At 30.2% G+C, this 22,968-nt stretch carries 38 protein-coding genes; 15 read left to right on the top strand and 23 right to left on the bottom strand.

Annotated elements, in window-relative coordinates; translation table 11 throughout:
* The first annotated feature begins 21 nt into the window (after positions 1–21).
* The 12 genes from B0B05_RS07435 to B0B05_RS07375 all read left to right on the top strand — a co-directional run bounded on the left by B0B05_RS07435 (position 22) and on the right by B0B05_RS07375 (position 5,158).
* A complete protein-coding gene (locus B0B05_RS07435) occupies positions 22–201 on the top strand; it encodes a hypothetical protein (RefSeq protein WP_076783032.1) in 180 nt (59 codons plus the stop codon).
* A gap of 7 nt (positions 202–208) precedes the next feature.
* The gene (locus tag B0B05_RS07430) at positions 209–679 is read left to right on the top strand and encodes a hypothetical protein (protein WP_076783031.1); all 471 of its coding nucleotides are present in this window, start codon (positions 209–211) and stop codon (positions 677–679) included.
* Positions 680–698: 19 nt separating this feature from the next.
* Positions 699–980, top strand: coding sequence for a hypothetical protein (locus tag B0B05_RS07425; RefSeq protein WP_076783030.1), 282 nt, complete (start codon positions 699–701; stop codon positions 978–980).
* Between the two features lie 268 nt (positions 981–1,248).
* Positions 1,249–1,515, top strand: a complete 267-nt coding sequence (locus B0B05_RS07415; protein WP_076783028.1) for a hypothetical protein — start codon at positions 1,249–1,251, stop codon at positions 1,513–1,515.
* Between the two features lie 17 nt (positions 1,516–1,532).
* Entirely contained in the window at positions 1,533–2,186 is a 654-nt protein-coding gene (locus B0B05_RS07410) for a hypothetical protein (protein ID WP_076783027.1), read from the top strand.
* Positions 2,187–2,203: 17 nt separating this feature from the next.
* A complete protein-coding gene (locus tag B0B05_RS07405) occupies positions 2,204–2,467 on the top strand; it encodes a hypothetical protein (protein WP_076783026.1) in 264 nt (87 codons plus the stop codon).
* A gap of 25 nt (positions 2,468–2,492) precedes the next feature.
* Positions 2,493–2,966 carry a hypothetical protein gene (locus B0B05_RS07400; RefSeq protein WP_076783025.1) on the top strand — a complete coding sequence of 158 codons (474 nt, stop codon included), beginning with the start codon at positions 2,493–2,495 and terminating at the stop codon, positions 2,964–2,966.
* Between the two features lie 20 nt (positions 2,967–2,986).
* Positions 2,987–3,304, top strand: a complete 318-nt coding sequence (locus tag B0B05_RS07395; RefSeq protein WP_143745970.1) for a hypothetical protein — start codon at positions 2,987–2,989, stop codon at positions 3,302–3,304.
* 17 nt (positions 3,305–3,321) lie between these two features.
* Positions 3,322–3,735 (top strand): hypothetical protein, encoded by a 414-nt coding sequence (locus B0B05_RS07390; protein ID WP_076783023.1) that lies wholly within the window; start codon positions 3,322–3,324, stop codon positions 3,733–3,735.
* A gap of 169 nt (positions 3,736–3,904) precedes the next feature.
* A complete protein-coding gene (locus B0B05_RS07385) occupies positions 3,905–4,261 on the top strand; it encodes a hypothetical protein (protein WP_076783022.1) in 357 nt (118 codons plus the stop codon).
* 31 nt (positions 4,262–4,292) lie between these two features.
* Complete coding sequence (locus B0B05_RS07380; protein WP_076783021.1) at positions 4,293–4,613, top strand: hypothetical protein; 321 nt, start codon at positions 4,293–4,295, stop codon at positions 4,611–4,613.
* 164 nt (positions 4,614–4,777) lie between these two features.
* A complete protein-coding gene (locus tag B0B05_RS07375; RefSeq protein WP_076783020.1) occupies positions 4,778–5,158 on the top strand; it encodes a hypothetical protein in 381 nt (126 codons plus the stop codon).
* Here B0B05_RS07375 and B0B05_RS16575 read toward each other — a convergent pair.
* The 8 genes from B0B05_RS16575 to B0B05_RS16570 all read right to left on the bottom strand — a co-directional run bounded on the left by B0B05_RS16575 (position 5,155) and on the right by B0B05_RS16570 (position 9,854).
* Positions 5,155–5,331: a hypothetical protein gene (locus B0B05_RS16575; RefSeq protein WP_159435850.1), complete on the bottom strand. Its 177-nt coding sequence runs from the start codon at positions 5,329–5,331 to the stop codon at positions 5,155–5,157. The genes B0B05_RS07375 and B0B05_RS16575 overlap by 4 nt on opposite strands.
* Before the next feature lie 156 nt (positions 5,332–5,487).
* Positions 5,488–6,207 carry a hypothetical protein gene (locus tag B0B05_RS07370; protein WP_076783019.1) on the bottom strand — a complete coding sequence of 240 codons (720 nt, stop codon included), beginning with the start codon at positions 6,205–6,207 and terminating at the stop codon, positions 5,488–5,490.
* Positions 6,200–7,018 (bottom strand): hypothetical protein, encoded by an 819-nt coding sequence (locus B0B05_RS07365; RefSeq protein ID WP_076783018.1) that lies wholly within the window; start codon positions 7,016–7,018, stop codon positions 6,200–6,202. The genes B0B05_RS07370 and B0B05_RS07365 overlap by 8 nt, the downstream gene beginning before the upstream one ends.
* Before the next feature lie 404 nt (positions 7,019–7,422).
* Entirely contained in the window at positions 7,423–7,947 is a 525-nt protein-coding gene (locus B0B05_RS07355; protein ID WP_076783016.1) for a hypothetical protein, read from the bottom strand.
* A gap of 11 nt (positions 7,948–7,958) precedes the next feature.
* Positions 7,959–8,414: a PH domain-containing protein gene (locus tag B0B05_RS07350; RefSeq protein ID WP_076783015.1), complete on the bottom strand. Its 456-nt coding sequence runs from the start codon at positions 8,412–8,414 to the stop codon at positions 7,959–7,961.
* 20 nt (positions 8,415–8,434) lie between these two features.
* Positions 8,435–9,241: a hypothetical protein gene (locus tag B0B05_RS07345; protein ID WP_076783014.1), complete on the bottom strand. Its 807-nt coding sequence runs from the start codon at positions 9,239–9,241 to the stop codon at positions 8,435–8,437.
* Positions 9,242–9,250: 9 nt separating this feature from the next.
* Positions 9,251–9,676, bottom strand: a complete 426-nt coding sequence (locus B0B05_RS07340; RefSeq protein ID WP_076783013.1) for a hypothetical protein — start codon at positions 9,674–9,676, stop codon at positions 9,251–9,253.
* Positions 9,677–9,692: 16 nt separating this feature from the next.
* Positions 9,693–9,854, bottom strand: a complete 162-nt coding sequence (locus B0B05_RS16570) for a hypothetical protein (protein ID WP_159435848.1) — start codon at positions 9,852–9,854, stop codon at positions 9,693–9,695.
* 83 nt (positions 9,855–9,937) lie between these two features.
* Here B0B05_RS16570 and B0B05_RS07335 point away from each other — a divergent pair, with 83 nt between their 5' ends.
* Positions 9,938–10,162, top strand: a complete 225-nt coding sequence (locus tag B0B05_RS07335; RefSeq protein WP_076783012.1) for a hypothetical protein — start codon at positions 9,938–9,940, stop codon at positions 10,160–10,162.
* Here the strand turns inward: B0B05_RS07335 and B0B05_RS07330 are convergent, their stop codons facing one another.
* From B0B05_RS07330 to B0B05_RS07255, 15 genes are all read right to left on the bottom strand, one after another.
* Positions 10,163–10,774 (bottom strand): hypothetical protein, encoded by a 612-nt coding sequence (locus tag B0B05_RS07330; RefSeq protein WP_076783011.1) that lies wholly within the window; start codon positions 10,772–10,774, stop codon positions 10,163–10,165.
* A gap of 395 nt (positions 10,775–11,169) precedes the next feature.
* A complete protein-coding gene (locus B0B05_RS07320; RefSeq protein WP_076783009.1) occupies positions 11,170–11,469 on the bottom strand; it encodes a hypothetical protein in 300 nt (99 codons plus the stop codon).
* A 1-nt stretch (position 11,470) separates the two neighbouring features.
* Complete coding sequence (locus B0B05_RS07315) at positions 11,471–13,366, bottom strand: hypothetical protein (RefSeq protein ID WP_143745969.1); 1,896 nt, start codon at positions 13,364–13,366, stop codon at positions 11,471–11,473.
* An 11-nt stretch (positions 13,367–13,377) separates the two neighbouring features.
* Positions 13,378–14,706: a hypothetical protein gene (locus tag B0B05_RS07310; RefSeq protein ID WP_076783007.1), complete on the bottom strand. Its 1,329-nt coding sequence runs from the start codon at positions 14,704–14,706 to the stop codon at positions 13,378–13,380.
* 104 nt (positions 14,707–14,810) lie between these two features.
* The gene (locus B0B05_RS07305) at positions 14,811–15,599 is read right to left on the bottom strand and encodes a class I SAM-dependent methyltransferase (protein WP_159435846.1); all 789 of its coding nucleotides are present in this window, start codon (positions 15,597–15,599) and stop codon (positions 14,811–14,813) included.
* A gap of 8 nt (positions 15,600–15,607) precedes the next feature.
* Positions 15,608–15,985: a hypothetical protein gene (locus tag B0B05_RS07300; RefSeq protein WP_076783005.1), complete on the bottom strand. Its 378-nt coding sequence runs from the start codon at positions 15,983–15,985 to the stop codon at positions 15,608–15,610.
* Between the two features lie 83 nt (positions 15,986–16,068).
* Positions 16,069–16,248 (bottom strand): hypothetical protein, encoded by a 180-nt coding sequence (locus B0B05_RS07295; RefSeq protein WP_076783004.1) that lies wholly within the window; start codon positions 16,246–16,248, stop codon positions 16,069–16,071.
* Positions 16,248–18,071, bottom strand: coding sequence for a DNA cytosine methyltransferase (locus tag B0B05_RS07290; RefSeq protein WP_076783003.1), 1,824 nt, complete (start codon positions 18,069–18,071; stop codon positions 16,248–16,250). The genes B0B05_RS07295 and B0B05_RS07290 overlap by 1 nt, the downstream gene beginning before the upstream one ends.
* A 5-nt stretch (positions 18,072–18,076) precedes the next feature.
* On the bottom strand, positions 18,077–18,397 hold the full coding sequence (locus tag B0B05_RS07285; protein ID WP_076783002.1) for a hypothetical protein: 321 nt from the start codon (positions 18,395–18,397) through the stop codon (positions 18,077–18,079).
* A gap of 422 nt (positions 18,398–18,819) precedes the next feature.
* The gene (locus B0B05_RS07280) at positions 18,820–19,899 is read right to left on the bottom strand and encodes a hypothetical protein (RefSeq protein WP_076783001.1); all 1,080 of its coding nucleotides are present in this window, start codon (positions 19,897–19,899) and stop codon (positions 18,820–18,822) included.
* Positions 19,900–19,914: 15 nt separating this feature from the next.
* Positions 19,915–20,097, bottom strand: a complete 183-nt coding sequence (locus tag B0B05_RS07275) for a hypothetical protein (RefSeq protein WP_076783000.1) — start codon at positions 20,095–20,097, stop codon at positions 19,915–19,917.
* A gap of 6 nt (positions 20,098–20,103) precedes the next feature.
* Positions 20,104–20,805 (bottom strand): hypothetical protein, encoded by a 702-nt coding sequence (locus B0B05_RS07270; RefSeq protein WP_076782999.1) that lies wholly within the window; start codon positions 20,803–20,805, stop codon positions 20,104–20,106.
* Entirely contained in the window at positions 20,802–21,068 is a 267-nt protein-coding gene (locus B0B05_RS07265; protein WP_076782998.1) for a DUF3853 family protein, read from the bottom strand. Before B0B05_RS07265 ends, B0B05_RS07270 begins: the two co-directional genes overlap by 4 nt.
* Complete coding sequence (locus tag B0B05_RS07260; RefSeq protein ID WP_076782997.1) at positions 21,049–21,270, bottom strand: hypothetical protein; 222 nt, start codon at positions 21,268–21,270, stop codon at positions 21,049–21,051. Before B0B05_RS07260 ends, B0B05_RS07265 begins: the two co-directional genes overlap by 20 nt.
* A 24-nt stretch (positions 21,271–21,294) precedes the next feature.
* Positions 21,295–21,516 carry a hypothetical protein gene (locus B0B05_RS07255; RefSeq protein WP_245799244.1) on the bottom strand — a complete coding sequence of 74 codons (222 nt, stop codon included), beginning with the start codon at positions 21,514–21,516 and terminating at the stop codon, positions 21,295–21,297.
* 146 nt (positions 21,517–21,662) lie between these two features.
* On the opposite strand from B0B05_RS07255, the gene B0B05_RS07250 reads away from it, so the two are divergent.
* Both B0B05_RS07250 and B0B05_RS07245 read left to right on the top strand, forming a co-directional pair.
* Complete coding sequence (locus tag B0B05_RS07250) at positions 21,663–22,106, top strand: hypothetical protein (RefSeq protein WP_076782996.1); 444 nt, start codon at positions 21,663–21,665, stop codon at positions 22,104–22,106.
* 1 nt (position 22,107) lies between these two features.
* Positions 22,108–22,656: a hypothetical protein gene (locus B0B05_RS07245; protein ID WP_076782995.1), complete on the top strand. Its 549-nt coding sequence runs from the start codon at positions 22,108–22,110 to the stop codon at positions 22,654–22,656.
* Positions 22,657–22,968: the final 312 nt, after the last annotated feature.

Here is a 22,968-nt window from a genome sequence, read left to right as displayed (position 1 = left end):
AAAAAATAATATCAAAATACGATGACTGACAAATTATGGTTAAAACTGCCCGAAGTTTTTAGAACTTACCAAACAACATATTCCGAAATAATTAAAGAGATTACGTTTGGAAAAATAAAAGCTAATATTGTCGGTGGTGTTGTTTTCTTTAATAATGACGAATTGAAAATAGTTTTTAAACCCAAAAATAATCTCAAATAACGATGAAATGGAAGATATTAGAAAACACAAATTATATGATAATGTAGCCAAGACTAAAGGATTAGACTTTTGCAAACTTCACAACAGAGTAATTAGCGGTGATTTAAAATATTTGAATAAAAGAAAAGAAAGAATTGAGAATGAATTAGTTCAGATAAATTTAAATTTAAAAAATTTAGAAGAAAAAATACTTCTTATCAAAAAAATTAAAGAAATTTTACTTTCACAAAATATAGATGAAAAAACTAAAGTATTTATTTTATTTTCTTATATAGACGAGATTGAAATACCTAAACACATATATAAAAAATTGACAAGTAATAGAAATCGGAATTTTAACAATAATATTTTTACTCTTTATGATTTGTTACAAGTTGCCGAAAATGATAAAAATTTTATTGAAGCGATGGGAGAGTTACACAAAGAAACTGTAGAATATTTCAAATCAAAAGGATTTTCTTTTGGATATAAATTTTAATAATTAGTCTCAAAAAACGATGGAAGAAATTGTTAAACTATTAGAACAAAAAGACTTTAAAAGGTTTGATTTTATTGAATCCTTATATGTTGGGGTTGATGATAAGTTGTCGTTTAAAAATCCTAATAATACTTATGTTGTTATTGGTCTTAAAAATAACTTTTTGAACGTTGATGTATTCAATTCGGATTGGAAATCAAATGAAAAAATTGAAAGCGATTGGATAGAATATTCTATCAATTTTTCTCAACCTATAGATGACCTTAGTTTTTGGAAAAAATTCTTTTTATCATTTAAATAATCTCAAATAACGATGAAACTACCAAACCAAATATTAATTAATAAAATTTGTTGGGTGAATAGATACTTCGAAAAAATTAACAAATTATTTGAAGTTGTACATAATCATTGGGTAATGGAATCTAATAAAAATTTCGGTTCTATTAAGCATAAAAAATTATCCGATTTGAAGAAAAGAATTGATTTCAAAATCAAATTACTTTCTCGGTACTCTGCTAAACTTACCAATGAAGCATTAAGACAAATGAATACTTAAATCTCAAAAAACGATGGACAATAATAATTATTACTTTCTTCAAATAGTTACGCAGGTCAAAGAGCTTGGTGACAAATGGAATAATACTGAAATTCCAACAACAGCTAATTTAGTTACCGGAGATATTATAAATTTCAGAAATGAAAGCTTCAACGATGATCTAATTGTAGATTTTCAGGCTAAAGAATTCATTGTTAAAAAAAGAGTTTTTCTTTGTGATTCCAACTTTGAAAATGTAGGTGGAATTTTTCATTTGTACATAGAGCCAGTTTTTAATTAATCTCAAAAAACGATACAATGAATAAATTTATCTTTATAGTTGGGGCAGTTGCTGCCGGGAAAACCACGTTCATGGAAAAGAAACTTTACAATGGCAATAAAAACCAAAATAATTTTTTTGACCACGACCAAGCTAAATTAATGGTGCAACTCTATGCACAGGATAAAAGTAAAGTAAATGATCTAAACCTCGCAAACGCTCTCAAAAATGCCATTAATGATTGCTTAGAAAATGGTAAAGACTTCATGATGCAAATCCACTTTACAAATGAGCAGTTAAGCCAAATTAATACATACTTTCATCAATATAAAAATAAGTTCGAATTTGAAGCTCATTACATTGGGGTGTCTGAATTAGACATTCTCCGAGACCGTGCAAATAAAAGAGAACTATTAGGAGGGCATTCATCGGAAGGAAAATCAATTGAAAAATCCTTTAACCAATCATTTAAAAATTTCATTGATTATCTGCCTAAATTTGAAAAAGCCACGATCTGGGATAATACCAAAGAATTTGGGTTTACCAATATGGAGGAACAATTAATATTTGAATACGGAAAACTAATATTTCAAAATAAAAATATTACTGATTATTCTACAAAATTGTTAAATATAGCTTTGGGGAAGGAAGAGGAACAAAATGTTCAAAAGAAATCAGGCTTTAGAAGATAATTTAATCTCAAAAAACGATGAGCATAACTATAAAAAAAATTACAGAAAACGACCTTGAAATTTTGTCATATTCTGTTAGTATTCCAAAATTAACTACTAAAATTGTTGATGAAAGTTTTGCTTATTGCTTAGAAATCGATTTGAATAGTGAGGGATTTTCTACAAAGTGGGTGGCTCTTGATGATATGGGTTATATATCTGTAAATTTTTCTAATTTAACAATTACACCCGAACAACAGCTTGCAGTTGTGAAATGTGTTAATGAAATTTTAAATAACTAATCTCAAAAAACGATAGAAGTCGAATATGGAAACATTATTAATTAAAGAGCTTGATAAAGCATTTGAAGTTAAGTCTAAAATTGATTTTATAAGACATCATTATCAAAGCGACAATGACGTTTTATTTGGGGTTATTGAAGATACAGAAAGAGGGAGAAAGGAGGCTTATGATATTATTAATAAATTTATTCAATTGAATAAAACTGAATGGATTAAAGGGGCCGTTATTAATGGTCGAGAGGTCGATTGCATATCTCCTAGAATTGATCAATATCATGATTTTTATATGCCTGACTATTTGAAGCAATTATCTGCTCGTAATGTCTGGGAAACTATTGAACAGATGGAACAAAGGACAGGTAAAAAGTGTTATGGATCAAAGAAACATTTTATTACTGTTTGTATTTGCCGCAGATTTAAGAATCCTCTAAACGGCCTTTATGTATATGATGATGAAATTAATGGGGCAACACCAATAATTATAAATGAACCAAACTAACAATCTCAAAAAACGATAATATGAGCAGTTCAAAGCGGTTTTTAGCATTGAGAGAAACTTTTCCTTATGCTATCAAAATGATTGATGGTAAATGGTATCTAATTGATAGAGGTTATGAAATAATCTCTAAAGAATTTGATATTTCTAGTGCAAAATTGATTCAAATTTCAAAAATAGCTGAAAAATTAGATGGCGGTTATATTGAGCAAAAGAATGATAAAATAAGTGGGATTTGGTTTTATAATGACGGATTAAGAAAAGCCATTTCCAAAAAAGGATATTTAGACTTTTTTTCAGAAAGTTTAAGAACAATAAAAAGTATTTTAGAATCAAAGTAATCTCAAAAAACGATAAGATGATTTATTACAATTTCAATAAACTTATTTCAAAATTAGAGACTGACAAAAGCATTGAATTTGTTCAAGTAAAATCTAAGCCAAATCCTAACTATTCTCAAATTTATATTGTCATTACTGAATCGAGTATGAACAAGGTTTATTTGAAATTCAAGCCAAAAGAAACATCATTTAATTTAGAGATTGTAAAAATATTTTTAGGTGAAATATTTCAATTTAGAAGTGAGATAGATTATACTGATTCTGATATTGATTATATTTTAAATAACATTGAAAAAGTTATATTAGATTTGATGATTAATGAATCTGTAGGTTTATGTATTGGGGATGGGTATTCTGATTATTTAGAAATGTTAAGCCAGCACATTAGAGTTATTGAATTGGAATTAGCAAGAAAAAGACACATTAACTAATCTCCAAAAACGATTGATATGCTATATTTTAATGAATCAGTAAGTGAAAGAGTAATCATTACTAAAGCTATTGGCTTTGGTTTAGTTACTGTCAAAAATAGAAAAGGAGAGGTTTACAATACTTTTTTAAACTTACTTTCTAAAATTAATTAATCTCAAAAATGATATTATGAAAGAAATTACATTTAAAGCTGAAAATGAGTTTGAATTGTTTTTTATTGTAGAAGATTATATGAATGGGTTTGTTCAAAGAAATGGAAAAATAGATAAGAAAAAATGGGAAGCGCAAGTTTCTAAAGAAAAGTTTCTACAGTTATACCCATTGGGAAGTTCTGTTATATGCAAAACTGATTATTATAAACAATATCTTTTAAATAATGAATATCAAATTGAAGATGTAAAGGTTTATATTGATAGTTATAATACAGAAAAAATTTCAGTTTTAATACGGGGAGAAGATAATGTTGCTACTTGGAAAAAATTAAACAGTTTCCCAAAGAATTTTCAAATAATGTCAAAAGACTAAGAATATACTTAAAATCTAAAAAAACGATACGATGCGAACATACTTTATTAAAGCAGAAGTAAATGATGATATATTTACCTATTGGACAGCATATGGAGAAGGACAACAGAACATTTCTAAGTTAATAAACATATTAGAGGGTTCTCAAAGATTAAAAGTTGGGGATATTATTTCCATTGAATTTGATACTCAAAAATTAGGTTTTGAGAGAAATTTACAAGAAGATTACAATGCATATCATTTTAAAATCGACCATAAAAAGTTTCAGTATTTGTTTCATTCTTCCAATGATGAGCTTTCTTTATTTGAAGAACATATTTTAATTCCTATTCCTAAAATACCAAATCAATAATTAAGATATTAAATTTCAAAAAACGATACAATGGAAAATATTTTTTTAATAATATGCGGAACTTTTTTAGGACTGGTTGGAGGTTTTCTACTCGTTTGGGGTGCAACTTCTATTGGTAAATTTCTTAAAGAAAAATTTAATCTTTAATCTCAAAAAACGATACTATGGAATATAATAGTTTAAGAAAAGAAATAATAAATTTTGTAGATACAGAATTATCTAATCCTGAAATCTACGATATGTTGTCTGATGACGATGGAATAGTCAATATTTTAAATGGTGAAGTATTTATAGAATTTGAAGTAGGAGAATCAAAATTTGGCTTTGTATCTGTCAAAATAGACTACAGCGACTTCAAAGGGCATGAGGTTGAGTTGCGATTGGAAAAAATAGGTCAACCTGACGATACAAATATTTCTGAATCAATTTTTTTCCATCATGTCGAAACAGAAATAAACAAACAAGTTTATTTCTTTTTACTAAACATGATCTTTATTGCAGATAGAACAAAAGACTTGTTGCTAAAAAATATTAAGCCTGGCTAAATCCAGGCTTTAACTTTAATAATTTGGTTCAGATCTGTTGTATCCTCAGGGAAATCTAATGCTGCACTTTCAAAGCTTCCATATCCTCCCGCTTTTACCTTAGTGGTTAGAATAGGGAAAGAAATAATATCAGTTGAATAATCTATTTTAAAAATTTTAAGATTTGATTTCATTAAACAAAGGTAGAAATTAATGCAGAAAGAAAACCTCCGGAGAATTCCCCAGAGATTATTGCGTTATTTTAAGCTTAATATGGATTTAATACACTTCAAAAGTACTTACGTTCTTTAGAAACTGTTTCTGTAATTTCTACTGGGTTTAAATATCTGCTATCCTTCATGGATGAAATATATTAATTTGTTGTCTTCGGTACTTTCATTTTGAATCCTTTCCAGAAGATTTTCATCACCTAACTTCTGCACTTTGTAATCTTCCAAATATTTATAGCCAACATTTTTGTAAGACTTTTTCAATTTTGCTTGTGCTTTATTAAAAGATATTTTACTGTCTGTTTTCCAATACTCAGAATTGGTTTCCTGCTTAAATTTTTCATCAAATTGCAAAGGATAAGAAAATGCAAAAATTAGGTCGTTGTAAGAAAAAAATCTTTTCATTTTGTCAAGCATCAACAATTGCACAAGACCTTTTCCCCTATATTCCTCTTTAAATACTACATCATCCATTAACCAAAAATTATTAGCCAATTCTATTTCTTCAATCAACCACATTTCCTGATCTTCATCATAAAGCCGATCATACAATCTTGCAAAGAGTGGTTTGGAATCGAAAATCCAAAATTTTTGTGATGAAACATGATGAGAAAATGATAATCTTGTAAAACTCATGATACCTATTTGTTCACGACCATCAGAGTCGGGATCATTATCTTCAAGAAATATATTAGCGCAATAATGGGTATAAAATTTATCCTCCACTTCTTCACTGGATGAAACAAAACTTCCTACTTCATATTGCACATATAACGTTTTATTAATTGAATTCAGAAAATTTTCAGCAATCTCTATTTTAGAAAATAAATTATTATTCATGATTTTGTTTTAAAATTTTGGCTGTTGAATGATAACCTTTTTTCTGGAATTCATTAATCCAAATCAATTTTCTTACTTTTTTACCCTCTCCAAATGGCTGGAGACGGAAATGTCCATTTACTTTGAATCCTTCTGATCTGACAATATTGGTAAACCATTTACTGTCTAGTCGTTTAATGCTAATATCGGTTTGATTGTTATATAGACATTTAATATTTGAAGATTTTGATTTTGCAGCATATAATTTAGTTTCTACTTCTGCATATCTTTCAAACATATAGAGAGAAATTATTTGTGCTAGTACAGTCTTGGTCATTTGATCTCTAACCTCACTACTGAATCCATAATCTTTGGAAAACCAATTTAAACCTTCATCAGAAGTGAAATTTCCATTTCCTGTGATATAAAAATTTAGTAATGCACCGTGTTTATTTAAACCAAAAATAGAAGCAGAAAGATTATTGGTATTATAGGTCATATTTGATGAATCAATATTTACCATATAGAATTTTCCATCAATAATATAAGTCCCTTGGATTTTTATATCATCAATTTTTTCTTTTATAATATGGACATATAAATCCATTAATTTTTCGAAATGCTCTAGGCAAGCATTGTTAAAAGCATCAGAAATTAAAATAGTTCCTTTTTTAAAAAAGGGTAAATTACTATTAAAATTCTCTACTGCCTTTTTATAAAGATCTGGATTAAAGTCCCATAATAGCCAATCTTCTTCAAAACATTGGAAATCATTAATTCTTTCTTGAGTTAATAATTTTAGAACTGGATAATTTGAATAAGAAATTTTCATCGTTTTTTGAAATTAATTTTTTGAGATTAGTTAATTTGTCTTTTTATTTAGATTTTTATATTTCAGCCAAAGAAACCTTCCAGAAATAAATAGAATCAATATGTGAAAATGAAATGCTTAATATTATAGTGCAATAATAAATACAAAATATTATTCACTTTATTTACTAAGATACTACCCATTTTAGTTTTTTGAGATTATTGAATATTTGCTGAAATAAGGTGACTTTATAATAATTTTCTATAAAGTTTCCCTCGATCAATGTGATACATGCAATACGTTTTAAATCATGTCTACCAATGTTAGGATCTTGAATGATTCTTTCGAGGTAATTTTTCCTTTCATTATTTCCAGGAAGTTTGTCTAATTCCTTAATCAATAATTCTATCATGGCTAGTTATTTTCTAAAGTTTAACTTCCCCTGCAATTGCTGCAGCTTGAAGATAAATTTCATATTTCTTTTTGTCTGATTTTGCAGTGATAACATAGCCATCATTAGTGAATTCCCATTCTAGAATTTCCATTTTTGTACCTGCAATTTTTTTAGCATCGTTGGAAATTGGTAATTCCTGAATTTGATTAATCGCATCTGCTCCATAACTTACTGCATTAGCTTTTTGAGCAACCTTCAGTGCTCCTAACATTGTTCCAGTATTCCCTGAACCTAATCCAACAGCAGCTGCACCGGTACCAGCAATATTGGCAACTTTTCCTAAAAGCTTTGCATTAAGTCCAGATTTTTTTTGCTTTACAAAAACAAAATCTTTTCCAGCAGGAAGGTTAATGAGTATGGAAGAGCCTTTCTGTAATTTTATAGAATCATTTACAACCAATTCTGTTTGATTGTTTTGAATTGAGGTTACAGCTAATTGTGCTGATAATGTTGCAGAAAGAAAAATTAATACTGCACAAATGAAATTTTTTTTCATGATTTAAATATTTAATATTTTATATTGTTTAAAAGCTTTTCACGCAGGGATAATGGGTCAGCAATTCTATATGAATGTGTGATTTCTCCAGTCGTGACGGTGAGGGTACCAAAATTTAAATGTTTTCCTAAATATGATTGATGCAACTGGAATGCTTCCATCTTGTTGAGTGATATATCAGAGATGGTTTTACTAAAGAGACCAGTAGTTAAAGATAGATAGTTTTCTGAAAGATCGATCTTTATAGCTTTGTACTTTAATAGATTAATTAATCCTTTAAAAAATAAGATGATTAACCCTATCGAGAGAACTCGTATTGCATCAATTGGAATCAAAACTGCCAAAAATCCAATAGAACCGATACACATAAATATGTATGGTAAAATGAATGATATCCAATGAATTTTCGCTGAGTATTTTGGCTGAACACCTACCATGGAATAATTTTTTAAAAGTAAATTTATCATAATTTTTTAAAAATTTGTGGTTAAATATCTAGAATAGTGATGTTGTGTTTCTGTCTCGACAAAATAGCTGTAATATCAAGACTCGATCTTTCAACTAAAACTTCTGCTATTTTTCTTTTCAGGCGAGAAAATTGAAAATTTTTTATTTCTACAGGCTGTACATTTTTACTAAGAAAATTTCCAGATAAAAAATCCTTCTGTGATTTATAATTGGGATTAAAATGATATGATTCTATGCTAAATGTATTAGTCTTATATGTAGGATCTTTTGAAATGAAAATTTTGAAGTATTCATCAATCCTAAGATCATTTAATGCTAAATCTACTTTAGCCATGTAATCCAATTGCTCTTGAGGATAATTCTTAATATTATATTTGTAGCTGGTTGAAACAACAGTTAAATTATAAAAATTTCTTGAATAATCATTTTGGTAATAAAAATTTCTTTCAATATCCGGATTATTTTGTTTGAAGAAGTTAATATGCTTAAAAATCAATCTCAACGCTATTTTTCTTAATCGAAAATACTCGCGCTCAGAAATTAGGGAGTAGCCGGCAAAAGCCTTCAGTAATTCTTTTTGAGATTTTGCAAAATGGCCGTGACATCCATCAGTCCCAGAATCAATGTTTACCTTATATATTCCTGGTGTTTTGGTGGAAATACATAGTTCTAGTTGATCAAAGTAATGATATTGAGAAATATCTTTACCAAGTTTTTGCGAATACTCTCTAGTAGCGTAAAGTGCAGAAAGCGAAAAATCAATTAGATCCCCTTTATATTCGGCTCGAAAGTTTTGATTTCTTTTGTAAAAATAATATCGTTTCATAGGTTAAATTTAGATTGTCGTTTCTAATTCTTGCAATTCCTGTATATATTTTTGAAGCTTTATTTTTGCTTTTTCTAATCGTCCATCATCACCATCAATTCCAAATATGTTATTAGCGATTAACCAGTTTTTATGAAATTTAATCTCATTACTGAGTTTGGTAATCATCCGCTTTTTCCCAGTAATTTTATCTTTCAAAAAATCTTGAACTGTTTTTTTATTAGGTTCCTTGGAACCAGTCTTTATTTCAACCTCACATTTTGGATATTGAACTTTCAATAGTGCTGCCCGATAATCAAAATACCATCTGTATTTGCTTATAAGATTGAATTGAAGATCATCCCAAATTTTACATTCCTTAATCCCATAAGCCCTACCTCTATCGTCATAAACTCTGATCTTGCACCAGTAAAGTTTTAAATACTCTATTTTCATGTTATAGTTTTTGAGATTATTTATTTTTGATTCGTTTTATAACTTTTCTATCCACCCCTATAGTTGTTCCAACAATCCAGTATGTCGGATTGTCTAATATTAGTTTTGCAAGTTGTGAACTAGTTGTGTTTGCAAACTGTTCTACTGTTAAAACAGTTGATTCTTTGAATTTTGTCATTACCAGATTTCTTTCATCAAATATAAAACATTTATTTTATATATGAAACATTTATTTTATATTTTTTTTGTTACCTTTGTTTTATGACACTCAAAGAATTCTTAGAAGAAAACCCTATCATTAAAAATGCTGTATTAGCAAGAAGTATGTATCCGAATAATAAATCGGCTCATACAAAACTGGCTAACAAACTGGCTGAAAATAAATCAGGAACCGGAAAACAGCGAGTTACTGATACAGATGAAGCTCTGGCAAAAGAGGAACTAGAGAAATTGATTCACCGTATTGTTGCATTTATCAATCAATGATTATTTTCCTCGGAACCACCAGTTTTCGTTAAATGCTATTTTAAAACCTAAAGTGATTGCTTGTAATCGATAATTATCATTGAGTGATGTTATTGGGTAAATTTTAGTTAAACCAACTTTGTACTGGGCAAACAACTCGATATTTGAACTTATAAATGCGCCAATTCCTATATTAATAAGATAGTCTGGTTTTAACATTATATAATTGTAGTTTTTATTTGCAAATGATTGTCTGAAGCGTATAATAGAAATTTCGGGTCCGACATAGACATAAAAAGTCTTTTTATAATTATGATCGTTAATGTGTTTTTTTAAATTCACACCACTAGAAAAGACTTGGAATGATATATTTGAAAATGGACTTTGTTCTAAGAAAGAATATGTACCGTATGGCTCATAGTAAAGCGAAGCGGAATCATAAACATCATTTTCATCAATGGCAACCGCTACGGCTAATGTTGCATTATATTGATTAAACGAAAGTTTATCAACAAATCCTTTTGAATAGCTTGCACCAATTTTCCATTTTACAAATTGATCCCGAAATTGGGCAGGTAAAAAATTGATAAATAGTAGAAACAAGATCGTAAGGATTTTAAATATTATTTGCATCTCTCAATTTTGTTTTAAGTTTTGTTTTTGGGGTAAAGAATTATACAGATAGTTAAGTGCAGGGAATGTAAACCATGCAAAAAAAATAGTAACTATGCTACATAGTAGAATATTTAGGAAACTAATAATCATTTTTAAAATACAGAGCTTGCGCCACAGAAATAATAAATAGTGAAATTGAGGTAAGCCATATTGTTGTAAGCAGTTCCGACTGATCTTGTATAGGATTGACAAAAAAGAAAAAAATTCCACATAGAATTATCGTGAAGAATATCACCGCAAGCAGCCAAAAGAATTTTTCTTTTATATTGTTTTTTTTAATTGAGTTTTTTTTCATATAATTTTTTCTAAGATTTAAAATATAATAGCCTGATTATTCAGGCTAATTATTATTATTAATAATCATCGGAATGATCTTCATTTTTTTCTTCTGCATTCGGCAGCTTAAAAATTTTTTTTCTGTATTTCACCACGATCAAAACACCAATTCCCAAGGCGTAATAGATATAAGAATCAATATTGCTTGCAGGTGTATCAGATGGAGCTCCTGGACCATCAGCGCCAAAGGCTGAACTGCTTGGTGGTGGCGGTGCTGCTGCTGGCATATTCTCCATATGTATTGTGGATTGTGCATTCAGTTTTACAGAAAGTAAAAAAAACAAAAAGATTGAGGCTGGAATAATTGAGTATTTCATTTTAGTTTATGATTTTTGAATTAATAATTTGTCCATCTTCATTTTGAACATTGACAATAAGAACACGGTTATCTTTAGAAATTTCAATCACAAATGGTGTGTCAGTTTTTACTTGGGATTTGTGGATTAAAAGTTTTCCAGACAGATCATACACATTGACTTTGGCATTTTTCCAAAGCGGATCAAATAAAACAACATACTTCTCTAGTGATCTATCCAGTGTGACAACAGTTCTGCTGATTTTTGTTGTGCTTACATCTAATGTTTTATCGGGATAACCGTAATACAGATCATAGTTTTGGGAATCAATTTGAATTTCATCTCCTGGCTTGATTTGGGTAATAGCGCCATTAGCATTTTTTAAGTAAAAGCTTTCGCCATTGTTCAGAGAAACACTAATAAGTTTGGAATTTTCTCGAATTCGGAATTTCAATTTCTTGCCGTCAAAGACAGACAAACTGATTGGTTTGCCTTTGAAACTTTCATTTACTTCATTGATGTATAATCTGTATTTTGAAGCTAAATTTTGATCTATACCACCTTCGGGAGTTTCCTCACTAGTACTAAGAAGATTGGCTGGCGTTGCGATAGCCTGGACAGATTTTAATTCGTCTTTAATTTCACCTGTTTGCAGATTGCCTACAACAAAATAGGTCTCGCCGATCTGGTTATTTTTTTCATCTAAAAGAATAACCTCTAATTGTTTCAATGAAGTTCCTTCCGACCGTTTTGCAGCAGTTACCGAGTAACTTGTATCTTCTGATCTGGGAACGCTTGCAAACCGCCTCAAATTATCAAAGTTCAACTGCTGAAAACTGTTATCTCGTAACTTGATTTTGAAAGTTCCCAAAGGCTTGATGATTAAAGCATCTATATTCCCTACTGGCCGAAGATTTTCATCAAATGTTACAATTTGATTCGCAGAGTAGGAACTCGCTGTTCCTGTACTTGAGTTAAACTTAACAGAATTTGGATTAACCGAAATTCCCCAGATGTTAGAGATATTGTTTCCGTCTCCGGATGTTTCATCTATTCCGATCAGAGAGAGATCAATATTGGTCAGGAAAGGATTTGCATATTGATATACGTTCTTAGCAAAACTCCCTTCCCAAGGGTTGGAAAATTCAAAAATATCACTCAGATAGGTGTTGTATTTTTCCCGATAGATATTTGTTGCAGAACCGGAAGAACCAAAATTGATATTGTCTTGTTGTAATTCTACCGCCAAACCATCCGAATATGGGATCCCGGAAATTAACAACACATTTTCAGGATTAAGACCACCAGCTGTACCAACTGCATAATAACTTAACCTATCCGCTAACGTGGTTTTATCCGTCAAATTAATTGAAATCCCTGGGGTGGAATTAGAATTGATTGTTGCAGATGGGATAACTGATCCGTCAAAACGGATTTTCTTATTGTTCCATCGCAAGACCTCTTGTCTAGACCATCGTTGATTGGAAAGAGTAGTTGAAAATTCATCTTGAAGGGATGAAAATTCTTTACCGTAAAATGGAATCGCTAGTTGTTGATAATCTCCATGCTTATTACTAGCATACTCTTTGGCTACTAATGCAGTTATATTATTTTGAGAAAATCCCTTGACGTATAATTGTCCGTAAGTAGAACTATTCCAATTTACGTTGTCATTAAGTCGCAAAAAAATGTTTTTGTTTGCAGAAAGAGATTTAAGATAATCCTCTTCTGATTTTGCAACCATCATAACATTTCCTGCTACATCTGCTTTACCATTTCCAACCGTTTCAAAACTACCTGAATTGTAAAGTAAAGCATTCTTTGCAACTGATAGAACTGTATTGTCATTTACATGGGTAAGTTGAGCAAAGACCACGTTAGTTGCTAACAATAGAATTGTTGTGTTTATTTGTTTCATTGTCTGGTGTTTTATTTAGCTACCCAGGTCATTGTACCATTATTGGATTCAAGAATATAATTTCCTGTTGTCGGAGGCGTAGGAACAAGTACAATTCCTGCATTTGATATAACATTAGACAACGTACTTACGCCAACATCGCCAGTTGTAGGATTTTGAAGTAATACGGAAGAAAAATCAGAGGTTGCAGCGGGCATGTAAGAAGGATTGATCTGAAATTTGCCATTGAACTTAACCCATCGATCTACGAAATCTCCCGTAATTAATCCATTTTGTAAATTACTCTGAGCAAAAGCACCAGCCGGTGTGAAATTTCCTTCTGAAGTTGCAGAATAGCCAGATAGTGCAGAATTTGAATGAATTATTAACTTATTTTGGAGACTGCTATCATTATATCCCGCACCTAAACCGATTAGAATGTTATTGTTACCAACTGGTTTTGTCCCCGTGACCGAATTTCCGGCATAAGGGCCTATGATTATATTTCTATCGCCTATATCACCTGTGGATGCAGCTGAATAGCCTGCCACAAAATTTAAACTACCTATATTATTTCTTTGAGCCGATCCACCACCAAAAAATGAATTTTTATAGCCAGTTGATAAATACTTACCAGATCCTGAACCAAATATTGAATTCCAAGAAGTTGTAGTAGCATTTTCACCCGCAGATAGCCCAAATAATGAATTGAAATTTCCTTCTAAAAAGTATCCTGTGTTTACTCCAAATGCTGAATTTGAATTGCCTTTCTTTAAACTAGATAAAGAATAATTTCCGTAAGAAGAATTTGATTTGCCTTCAGTAAGAGAGTACAAACTGTACATTCCAATACCTAAATTGTATTTTCCAATCAAGTCAGAACGAAGATCTAAATCACGATTAATAAAAAAAATATTTTCATTCTCTGAGTTAGCTCCCAAAAAAAAGGGAGATGCTGTATTACCAAAAGATATTGATTTTGTGGTATGTTTTCCTCGTAGAACAACAGAATTTAAAGTATCCTTCTCTTCTAAAGAATAAGATTGCCACTTTGTGCCATCGAATTGGTATGTGCCTGGAGTGGTTACAAATTCAACTTGTCCATTGGCATCCGCAGCATTAGAAAATGCTTCTGTGACATAGATTAAAGTACCCTTATGATTTGTGCTGTAAATTTTCAGCTTGAGTTCAGAGGCAGTAACTCTAGGAAGTAATACGCCATCTAAAGATTTTGAATCCGAAGGTTTTCCTTGAACATCTAACGTTACTTGCGGATCTGTAGTGTTGATTCCGACTTGTCCAAATAATGTAGCAGAAAACATTATTGCCAAAATAGACAATTGAGTCTTTTTGTTTTTCATCTTTGAAAATGTTTGATTTAATTACAAAAGTCTTGAAAACCAATGTTAAAACCTACATTATCAGAGGATTACAGTCTAAATAAGTATAATTAAGGCTAATTAATTTAATATTTCAATATGCCTAATTTCGAGTGATTTATAACTCTCTCAGTACCTAACTTATAATATTCGATATTGTTCTCACAAGTTAATAATGAAAAGTCATAATCATGGCAGGAAAGAGCCAGTGAACCTGAGCCAAAACCAAGTTCTAGAATTTCATCTCCGGTATTGATAATATTTGAAAGTAAGTATTTGTAGATTGGGACTGGTTTTTGTGTTGGATGAATTCTTTTGACATTTAATGATTTGTCACCCTGCTGAACGTTCGCTTTATCAAAGTCGGATCCGCAGTAAATTCCTTGCATCATTCCACTCCACATAAAGTATACGACGTGTGAAGGGAAATCGTAAGATGTATAAATCAATTCACAATCACTGAAATCATTGTTGCCATTGATCTTATCCCAGATAATCCATCCAGTTGGATTTGCAGAAAGAAAATCTTGATATTCATTACGACGTGGAGGCTTCTGAGGTAAACCAATTATTTCTTTGTAGTAATTAGCACCAAAGTATATTTGATTTTGCGTTATACTTTTGATTTTATCAAAAAGATCTTCTTCAGGAACATTAGCATCCCAAATTTCAAATTTATAACCAGGCGTTTTTAAATTTGTTCGTTTACCATTGCTCTGAATTACCGGAGTATTTCTACTCCCAAAATTTTTTGAACTTTCACCAATACCATATTCTAAATCAAATATTCCAACTTCAAAAGAATAAGTTGAAAGCTCTGATAATACATCATTTCTGTCGGATAACAACATGGTTATTTTATCTGTTATTTTCATAAAAATCATTAATTAATTGATTTATAATTTACACTTTCACTATTAAAAATAATTACACCAAAAGCATAAATTTTTACTTCTTCAAAATAAACTGGAAAAAAACTTTTTTTTTCATTTGGAATAAATCCATAAAAATAAATAATATCATCATTTGAATAATTTCCAGAATATAAAAGATCAATTAACTCTTTCAATAATTTTGAATTAAATGTTTTTACTAAAACACCTAATTCAAAATTTCTAGAAAACTCTTCTATTGTTCGAGCAAATGTATATAGATGTTCATTTTTATATTCTGTAGAAAAATTTTTAAATTTTTCATTAAAAATTAGTGAACCTTTTTCGTATGCAATTTCCATCAGTTCATGAAAGTTGTTTTTTTTCATTTTGTTTATTCTTTGTTGATATTATTTTTGAGGATTAAATTCTTCATTATCATACATTATGATCGTTATTTTATCTGTTATTTTCATTTTTCTAAATCATTAATATTGCAAGGGAATCTTTTCCCATTCTCATTTTCGTATATGACAGCACTTCCGCTTACAGAAATGATCTTAACCACATCTCCTTTTTTGCCCCACATTTCTTTTGATTTAGAGGTGCCAATAATATTTTTATTGAGCGTTTTAGTAGTTCCTATCATCATTATGCAACTTTTCTAATTTCCAATAATTTATTTGCAGATGCTTCACATATTTTACGGGCCATCGTCACTTCAACTGCATTTCCAATAAACTTTTTTTGTTCTGCCTGTGTGCCTATTAATTTATAATCTGCCGGAAACCCCATAATTTCTTTTAACTCTTGAATTTTTAACATTCTCATTTTGATGTCCAACAATCCATACAATGCCATAAACTCTTTAATTTTCTTCATCATTGGTGTATCATCTTCATAAATTTCATAGATTACAACATTTCCATCTATTTTGATGAAAGATGGTATTTTACCGCTTTGAGTAATTTCCATAAGATATGGTGGTGTTTTGTCCATCCTTGCAATTAATGTGAAGCAAGGCTGTTCTACATCATTCCCAACTCTGCTATATTGTGCATCCATCAGATAATGCCATTTCCTATTGGCTGTCACAGTTGGTGCAGGCTGATCAATTGAACTTCCAGTATTTTTAAAGTTTGTATTTAACACCCATTTTTCACAGGTGATTAGATTTTGTTTCGGAGTTGCCAGAATTGCCGGGGCTGGTTTATTAATATCAGATGATTGTCCACCGCCCGAATACTGGTTCATTATGAAAGTAGAAATTTTTGCATATTTCGGGTTAGTCGTTATGCAACCCAATACCGTATTAATTCCAGCAGGTTTGCTTTTCCCAAATTGCTGATCGATAAAAGTTGAACTGATTAATGAAAATCTATCTCCTGTAGTAACAGTTGGAGACGGTTCATCGACAGATGATGTAAAGCCATTACCATAATATGCTGATAAAAATTTTGAAGTGATAATACCCAATCTTCCTTGTGTTGAAATAACGGGACAAGGTTCTTCTATACTTGGTGGAGTGTGCTTTCTAGTTTCTTTATTTATTGAATTGTATTTCAATAACCATTTATCTTTTCCACCTGCAACGAACTTTATTAGACCATGCCAAATTCTTTCCAATGAAGCTTCAACCAATGGTTTCTTTCTTCCAAATATTGAAACACCTTCATCATCAAAATCCAAAACTTCTTTCACAGCTCTCCATTTTTCCAAACTTTCAAACAATCCGGAAACAGGATTTTTTGCGTGTGTTGGTTCCGGCCATACAATCGGAAATTCAGATTTATTGAATTGTGCAAAGAATCTTTTTCTTGATGTCAAAGCTCCAAAATCCGCAGAATTTAAAATTCGGTAATCATAATTGTAGTAATACTTTTTTACTTTATCTACCCACTTATTATAATATTCTGACTTCCTTTCTGGATCTGGAATCCAAATTGGCTTCATAAGAGGTGTTAATGGACAATATGAAGTTCCATCTTTTTCAACTACTTTAGGAATTAGTGGTCCCCATATTAAAAATTCTTCTACATTTTCAATCTGTATCGAATCTGGATTTATTGCTTCGATGTATCGAAATAAATGTTCGGCTAATGTGCGACTATCGGCATCCCTTGACATTCCACCTTTTGCCTTACTGTGATTTGTGCATTCCAGGGAAGCCCAAAGAACGACCTTTGCAAATGGGTACTTTTTTCGCATTTCTGCGATATGCTTCACTAGTTCTGAATCTTTATTTACATTTAAAGTGCGAATGTCTTCGGTAAAATGTAATGTATCGGGATGGTTAAATGCATGTGATGCAATTGCATTAGCATCATGATTGACACAAGCAATCACTTTTGCACACTTTTGATTGTGCACTTTGGCCGATTCAACTCCGGTAGAAGTTCCACCGGCTCCGCAAAACAAATCAACGTAAAGAAGCGATATAACTAAAGCCCCGAGTGTTAAGTATTTATTTTTCATACATGTTATTTTTGAAGATTTTTTTCTTCATTATTTGAATTTTGAAGATTTTCAACTTCAAATTTTTCGTTAAAAACTCTGTTTATAAATTCAATTTCTTTTTCAAAGACAAAAGGTGATCTAAGCTGTATGAATTTGTGCCAAGTTTTATCTACCAAAGCGTAGCGGTTTATGTCTAAATACATGAAGTCGCTTTGCCGCTTGTGAAATTGTTCCATTGCTTTGTAAGAATTAAAAATCTTTTCTTTTAATTCAGAACCACCTTCGAAATATTCTAATTTGAACGAAGTGGCATTATCAATATTGATTCGTTTTTTCAAAGCCATAATTTTTCTTTCTGCAACTATTTTTCAAACTTTTTTCCTTTTTTAAAAAAAAAAAAAAACTTTTTAATTACTTTTAAAATACTTTTTATGATAATGGACTACCTCTTTGTTAATAGAGCTTGTAGCATTTTTTGGGGGGAGTGCAATTCCGAAAGCAAGGGGAGTGCAATTCCGAAATTTAAGGAGTGCAATTCCGAAATACCTTGTTTTTTTGGGGGAGTGCAATTCCGAAAAGGGGAGTTGTAATCCGAATTGTTATTTGATTTTATTTTTTTGGGGGAGTGCAATTCCGAATTAAGGGGAGTGCAATTCCGAAATAGTTTGATAATTAATATATATTTTAACATTTCTTTAACTTTGGGGAGTGCAATTCCGAAAGTAGGGGGAGTGCAATTCCGAATTAGGAGGAGTGCAATTCCGAATTACATAATTTTTGGATAACCGTTAGGAATGGATTGAGCAGCTTTAGATGCTCCATAAAACTCAATTATAATACTCTGAATTTGTTTCAAAAAACCCGAACCTTGGTACTCTGTTGATTTCACATTTTGTGATCTTGTTCGAGAAATAAATTCTTTATAAGCATTTTCGATCAGTTTTCTTGTTGTTGGCATTTTTTTATAATGGTAAGCAAAATTGCTAAAATCATTAGTTGATAATCCATAACGTTTTTGGAGATAATTCAAGCGATATTTTATTTCCAAATTTTCCTTTGTATGTATTGATATTTCTTGATCTTCAATTGTCTTAGTATAATAAGGAATTATTATAATACTTCCGGATTCTTGTTTATAATTGAAGCTTAGATCATTATATTTATCCAGGTTAACTCTCGCAGGATTCAAGAATTTAGTACAAAAATCTTTTGTATTCTTATAGTTAAGCCCAAATTTCTTATTGAAGGTTGAAAGTTTTAAAAGTGTTCCAGCATTAGGAATTTTTTTCAACCAAATAGCAAATAAAACATGTTTGTTGTTTTTTATATTATACACTAGATTGTATAAGACTATATTGTATTCAGGAATAATCATTAATTTTTTTAACCAGTAACTACTAATTAGAAACGTTGTATATCCCCTTTGGTCATAGGATGGAGTAGAAATTAGACCCCCGTAAGTCTTAATTTCCTTGCCTTGACAGTTCGTTGACTTATACCAGCCCATTTTGAACTTGGTCAGAAATTCATAAGCATCTATAACTTGTTTTGTAGAACCAGAAGGTGAAATTTTAGTGTTTTTTATCTTCATTGCAGCAAATACATTATTATCCGTTTCAAATTCCTGATCAAATAAGCTTAGTTGTTTTGGGTGATCTTGGGGGCGGAACTGATCAGATGCTAGTAGGGAGACAATATTGAAAATTACCCTCAAAGCATTAATTGGAATATCGGCGATCTGATTATCTTCAAAAAGAAAGTCATCTACGAATTTATTACCTAATCGTATTAAATCGTGCTGATTTGAATTTTCGAAAATTTTTCTGATTACTTTATCTTGGCCCATAGCTTAAGAATTTAATTAAGAATTTAATTTTGCCTTCTTTTTAGCAATGTCTTTTTTGAATTTTTCAAAATCATTACTAAATCCTTTAGGTACTACAATAGCTTTTTTGGAAAGCGGATTTGCTTTTAAACTTTCGAGAAGTTTAATTGCTTCCTCTCTTTGTTTTTTGTTTTGATGAGTTGGATGATCTATTTGCATAGTTATTTATTTAGAAGTGCTTGGTGGTTTTATGGTTGGGATTTTTTTTAGTTCTTTGCTATGTTCATCAAGAAGATAAGGAAGGATATTCTTAAGGGAGTTTTCCCAATTAGTTATAGGCCTATTTAGCCTATTGTTCCAATTGTTTTTCAGCCAAATATCGTATTGTTGTACAATCTTATTTTCAAGGTGAGATTCGAAATTGGGTAATTTTTTTGCGAAATCAAGAAAGACATCTTTGCTTGGGATATCTTTAGCATTATTTTCTAAAACATTAGATTTTACAATGACCTTATCCACTTCACTTTGTATATGTGTCGGATTTGTAGTTTTTTTATTTACTTTTTTAGACTTTTTGGTATTCTGTTTTGGAGCGGTTTTAACATCAATTACCGGATTGTTTGCTTGGTTTTGCTCATCAAGAGTTTCTAGAGGAAATCTACTTGTTATTTCATATCGGCATGGAACACCGTTTCTTGTTTGGTAATTAATAAATCCTTTTTCTTGTAAAATCTTCTTTACACTTCTTATCGTAACAGCATTAATTCTTAAACTTTTACTTATTTCAATATCTGATAAGAAAAAAGATTGTTCATTTTTAAGATACCATTTGTTTATTAGGAAGAAATAAAAAATTATAGTGGAAGTTCCTAATGTATCCTTTTTGTTATATTCCCAAAAATTGGAGATTAATTCAATATATTTCATTTCCTTGGATTTTCACGAAATAATTCCAATGCAGCTTCAACATCAATTACTATTATGTTTTTGTTTTGATATATGGCATCGTCTATAACTCCGGATTTTTTTATTCTTTGGGCAGTATCTTTTGAGCAACCGAATATTTTAGCTATTCCATTTAAACCATATTCATATCTTTTCGGTTTTGATATGGATCCAAATAGGTGTAAATACTGCTCAACTGTCAATTGACTTATTGGTGTTGAAGGGTCAATATGTGTTTTCTCCATTATTCTTAACTTTTAATGATTTATGGAATTTTATTTCAGTTTCCTTTCTATTTTCTTCTGATTCTTTATTCTTTTCTTGGACGGCTCCCACACCGTCCAGAAAAGCATCTACTTTAGCTTCTAGAATTGTAGCAAAAGTTATTATTGTACGAAGTTGAGACTTCATATTTTTTATCTCTGAATTTGTTATCTTCTTACTCATACATAAATTTTAGTGAGTTAAAATTTATTTTTTAGAATCAAAAATTTCAGATTCTAAAATTCCTTTTTCTAAATAGAATTTTACTGCTTGATATAATGTTAGCTTATTGCTGTTTCTCCTAGCTAATCCTTTAACTGACTGTTGTTGGATTCCTAGCCGTGATGCTAGCTCCATACTAAAATCATTATCATTGAGTATTTTGTCAATAATTTTTACGCTAACTTTATTCATTAGGATTGCCTTCATATTTTTTATTTATATTTGTAATATATATTATAATACAAATGTATAGAATTAAAATCTAAAAAACTAAGAATATTAGAAAATAATTCAAAAAAATTTAGAATTATTTCATTTTTTTGATATAAACATTTGGTTCACAGTAAATTAGCATGAAAGAGAGATTACTCGAGTATATAGAATACAAAAAATTAAAAAACACAGATTTTGAAAAAAGCGCTGGGCTATCTAATGGTTTTGTGAATAATTTCGGAGATAATATTAGAGAGAAAACTCTACAAAAGATTTCTGATGCATTTCCTGACCTTAACATAGACTGGTGGAAAACAGGTTTAGGAACTATGTTAAACAATTCTCAAGAAATAATAACACAAGGAAATGGAAATCATAACATTAATGGGGTTAATGGCAATGTTACAATATCACATAACGAATTTTCTAATATGATAGAATTGCAGAAAAATTATCAGGATTTACAAAAAGAGTTAACTGATAGGCTAAAAACGAGTCAGGAACAATTATCAAAAAGTCAAAACCAATTATCAGAAAGTCAACAACAAATCACAACTTTAATAGAAATTCTAAAAAAAAATTAAGATGAAAAAAATATTATTTTTTGGGGGAATTATTTGTTCAATCGTAAGTTGTTCAAAAAAACTAACAAATGAAAAAGCAAAGGAAGTTATAAACCAATGTTTCTCTAAAGATAAGGCTGAAAATATTAAGATTTTTGAAGGTGACAGGCTTGTAAGATCATATTCCAAAGAAACATTGAATTACTTTAAAAATTTAAAAGAATTGCAAAAAGATGGATTAGTTAAATTTGATTCATTAAGTTATATCGGAGGTCTTGGTATTTATTATAATTTACATTTAACTGGTGATGCTAAAAGATACATTGTGAATTCGAGTACTTCTAAAAAATTTCCAGATATGACAGAGACTTTTGTAAAAGCAATTAAGTTTCAAGTGGAGAAAATAGAATCAGTTCATGAAAATCCTTCTTCCAATACCGCAAAAGTAAAAGCAGAAATTAGTATTGTTAGTACTTCACCTTTTTCCATATTAGTTGAAGATAGCCAAAAATCAGTAATAAAAGATTTGAATTTAAATAAAACAAATGACGGCTGGAGCGCTTGTGAATAGTAATTTATTGAGTAACAATATCAGTAACATTATACTATAATTAAGATTATCATACTACACAAATCATCGTTTTAACAGCGTTTGATGCCATTTTCTAGGCAAAGTTATCCCTCATAATCAGGTGGTCCCTGGTTCGAGCCCAGGTGGGACCACGTTTAAAATCAAGCACTTACAGAAATGTAGGTGCTTATTGTTTTTAATGGGTAACACATAGGTAACACAAGTAGTGGTACTTAGATCAATTTTTTTCTTCTCTATTCTAAAGCCAAATTATACCTTTAGACTCCTTCAATAAAGTTTTATAACTATTTC

The organism is Epilithonimonas bovis DSM 19482 (assembly GCF_900108115.1).
In the GTDB taxonomy this organism is placed as follows: Bacteria; Bacteroidota; Bacteroidia; order Flavobacteriales; family Weeksellaceae; genus Epilithonimonas; species Epilithonimonas bovis.
The sequence above is the reverse complement of the archived record's forward strand: the minus strand, read 5'-3'. Positions and strand labels throughout refer to the sequence as shown.